Annotated in this window: 3 protein-coding genes; all 3 read left to right on the forward strand. The window is 62.4% G+C overall.

Translation table 11 applies throughout. The annotated features are described in order from the left end of the window. The coding region (locus VD811_07255) for a M20/M25/M40 family metallo-hydrolase (protein ID HXV20767.1) at positions 1–1,704 on the forward strand (1,704 nt) is incomplete at its 5' end. Between the two features lie 37 nt (positions 1,705–1,741). Beyond that, positions 1,742–1,927, forward strand: coding sequence for a hypothetical protein (locus VD811_07260; GenBank protein ID HXV20768.1), 186 nt, complete (start codon positions 1,742–1,744; stop codon positions 1,925–1,927). A gap of 123 nt (positions 1,928–2,050) precedes the next feature. Further along, positions 2,051–3,613, forward strand: coding sequence for a Fic family protein (locus VD811_07265; protein ID HXV20769.1), 1,563 nt, complete (start codon positions 2,051–2,053; stop codon positions 3,611–3,613). Positions 3,614–3,766: the final 153 nt, after the last annotated feature.

A 3,766-nucleotide genomic window follows, 5' to 3' on the forward strand; every position in this document is an offset into this window, starting at 1 on the left:
GAGCTGGCGGCCGGCTACCGGGAGCTGGCCGGGGCACTGACCCGGTCCGGGGCCGGGGCGTCCGAGGTCCGGTTCGACACCGAGGTCGAGCGCCTCCCCGCCGACCGGGCAGTGGCGCTGCTCGGCTGGGAGAACCGCTTCCGGGCAGAGGCGCTGGCGGCGCTGAGCGGCCAGGAGGTCGCTCTGGATGCTGGCGGGATCCGTCTCGGCCGGACCGAGCTGCCGCGGGCCGGGCACACGGTGGTCCTCACCGCCCGCCACCCGCAGAACCCCGAGCAGGCCCTCGCCTGGATCGCCGCCGATCCCGCCGGCGCCCTGCCGGGGCTGGCCCGCAAGCTCCCGCACTACCACAAGTACAGCTACCTCGGCTTCGCGGGGGAGGAGCCGGCCAATGTCGCCAAGGGGCGCTGGCCCGTCCTCGCCTCGCCGCTGACCGTCTTCCTCCCCGGCCCGGACGGCAAGCCGGCGAGGGCGGAGCTGGGGAAGCTGGCGCGGCGGCTGCCCCTGGCCGAGTTGCCGCCGGTCTTTTCCGAGGCGCGGATGCTCTCCGACGCGCGCTATCTTGCCTCTGCCGAGCTGGCCGGGCGGGGCTTTGGCGAGCCGGGAGCGGAACGGGCCGCGGAGCACATTGCCGAGCAGTTCCGCCAGAGCGGACTGGAACCGGCCGGCGACGTGCCGGGAAGCTACTTCCAGCAGTGGGAGGCGAAGGGCGGCGATCCGGAGCGCTCCGTGCGCCTGCGCAACGTCGTCGGCGTCCTCCCCGGCAGCGAACCGAAGCTGGCGGGACAGAGCGTGGTCGTCGGGGCGCACTACGACCATCTCGGCCGCGGCTGGCCGGGGGGGCGGCGGGAGGATCTGGGGCAGGTCCACTTCGGCGCCGACGACAACGCCAGCGGCGTGGCGGTGCTGCTGGAGCTGGCAAGGGTCCTGGCGCCGGGCCCGCCGCCCGAACGCAGCATCGTTTTTGCCGCCTTCGCCGGCGAGGAGGCGGGCCGCCTGGGCAGCCGGCATTACGTGACGGCGATGAAAAGGTTTCCGGCCGCCAAGGCCATCGGCATGCTCAACCTCGACACCGTCGGGCGGCTGGGCAAGGGGAAGCTCTTCGTTCTCGGCGGCGCCTCCGCCATGGAATGGCCGCACATCTTCCGCGGGGCGGGGTTTCTGACCGGGGTGGAGATCGAGATGGCCGTCATGGAGATCGCCGCCAGCGACCAGGCGAGCTTCCACGAGGCGGGAGTGCCGGCGGTGCAGCTCTTTTCCGGCCCCCACCTCGACTACCACCGGCCGACCGATACGGCGGAAAAGCTCGACCCGGCCGGACTGGCCCGGGTCGCCGCCGTGGCGAAGGAGGCGGTCGAGTACCTCGCCGGCCGCCCGGAGCCCCTGACCTCGGCCCTGGCAGGGGGAAGCGCTTCTGCCGCTCCGCGCGCTCCCGGTGCCCGCAAAGTCAGCTTCGGCATCGTCCCCGACTTCGCCTTCAAGGGGGAGGGGGTGCGCCTTGCCGGCACCGCTCCCGGTTCCCCGGCGGCGAAGGCCGGCCTGCGCGAGGGGGACGTCCTCGTCCGCCTGGGAGGCGATGTGGTCGTCGATCTGCGCGGCTTCTCCGGGATACTCGAACGGCTTGCACCCGGGCAAAAGGTGGAGGCGGTCTATCGACGGGACGGGGAGGAAAGGCGGGTCGAGGTGGAGCTGGAGGCGAGGTAGGCTGCATGTTTTTGATGAAATCCAGCCCGGTGTTCTGATGCCAATTCCTCCATTTGAGACAAGACAAGGGTTTACCGGTTTTGCCTATCCCGTCGCCCTCGGTGACCTGCCGGCCGCTCGCCTGGCCTTCGCTTTCATCCCGGTCATGGCGGGGGGCTGGCAGATCGGCCGACCCATGGTTTGGATCTTCAACATCTTCGGATTGTTGGACCTGCTCGTCTGATTGCCTGCTTCCCGGGTGCCCAAAACATAATAATCTATCCATGGCAAGACAAGATAATCTAGTATTTACAACACTCAATAATCTACTTATGATAAGACAAAATAATCTAGCAGTTATTGAGGTATGAATGTGGTAGCGACTCCTGCGCAGCGCAAACTTGCCGATGCACTCAACGTCCTTAAAAAATTGCAGGATGGCGGAAAAACCGCGATTAAATCGAGCGACCTGACTCGGGTTCAGCGGGAAAGTCTTGTCAGCAATGGGTTCCTGCGACTGATCGTCAAGGGGTGGTATATGCCTTCCCGTCCGGGGGAGAGCACAGGTGACAGCACTCCCTGGTATGCTGCAATGCGAGATTTTATCCGCGGCTACTGTGATGAGAGATTCGGGGATAAATGGCATGTCTCGGCAGAATACTCGTTGCTTTTGCACGCAGGCACAACTGTCACGCCACGACAGATTGTGGTCCATTCGCCACTTGGGAAAAATGGCCTTTTGAAACTACCGGACGGTTGTTCAATCCTTGATTACATGGCCAAGGATTTTGCGCCCGCTGCCAAAATACGAGTAGTCGATGGAATCAGAGCTCTTGACCTGCCTTTAGCGCTCATCCGCGTGCCGGAGGCCTTTTTCGTGAATTTTGCCCAGGATGCGCAAATTGCACTGCATCAACTCCGCGATTCATCAGAACTCAACCGTGAACTGCTCGAAGGCGGCCACAGCACGGTCGCCGGACGTCTTGCCGGTGCATTGCGGGCCTCTGGTCGCAAGAATTTGGCGGACGATGTTCTGGCGACCATGAGGGCGGCAGGATTTGTGGTGAACGAAACAAATCCTTTTCGCGTTACACCCCGGTCTCTGCAGTTCAGCAGGCCGCAATCACCATACGTTCTCCGTATGCGGTTGATGTGGCAATCCATGCGGGAAGATGTAATCGCCTGCTTCCCACCGGAGCCCGGCATCCCCGTAGATATCGATGAATATATGGAGGCTGTTGAGGAAAATTACCAGACCGATGCCTATCACTCTCTCTCGATTGAGGGATACCGCGTCACTGCCGAGCTTATTCAGAGGGTTGCCACTGGAAACTGGAGTCCTGATGAGAATGCTTCTGACGCGGAAGCTAAAAACGCCATGACCGCACATGGCTACTGGCTTGCGCACAATGAGGTCAAGTCAACGATCAGAAGCATCCTAACGGGGGCAAACCCGGGAGCGGCATTCTGCGCGGATCACGGCTCATGGTATCGCAAGCTTTTCTCGCCCACCGTCGAGGCCGGTTTCCTCAAGCCGGCGGATCTGGCTGGCTATCGAGCAGACAAGGTATTTATCCGGAACGCCTCCCATGTTCCGCCTTCTCAGGAGGCGGTCCGTGACATGATGCCGGAACTGTGCGCCCTGCTGGAGGCTGAACCCAGCGCAGCCGTACGCGCTGTTCTGGGCCATTTTATGTTTGTTTACATCCATCCGTATTTTGATGGAAACGGCAGATTGGGTCGGTTCCTGATGAATGCCATGCTGGCGTCTGGCGGATATCCGTGGACGGTTATTCGGATCGAACAGCGAGCTGATTATATGAAAGCCCTCGAATCGGCGAGCTCACAGGGCGAAATAAAGGCTTTCGCGGAACTTATTGCCAATTCGATGAAGGCCCCCCGGCCTTCCGGGTCCCTGCGCTCCTGGTAACGCACTACCTGACGTTCATCGTTCTGAGGAAACACTGGGCATGAAACCTCACCCAGCGATGCCTGATACCTCGATTCTCTGCCAGGCGATTTATCGGACAGGAAGGGGTGAACGGCGAAAATCATTAGATTGTTTGACTCTTGCCGGAATTTG

The organism is Desulfuromonadales bacterium, assembly GCA_035620395.1.
Classification (GTDB): Bacteria; Desulfobacterota; Desulfuromonadia; order Desulfuromonadales; family DASPGW01; genus DASPGW01.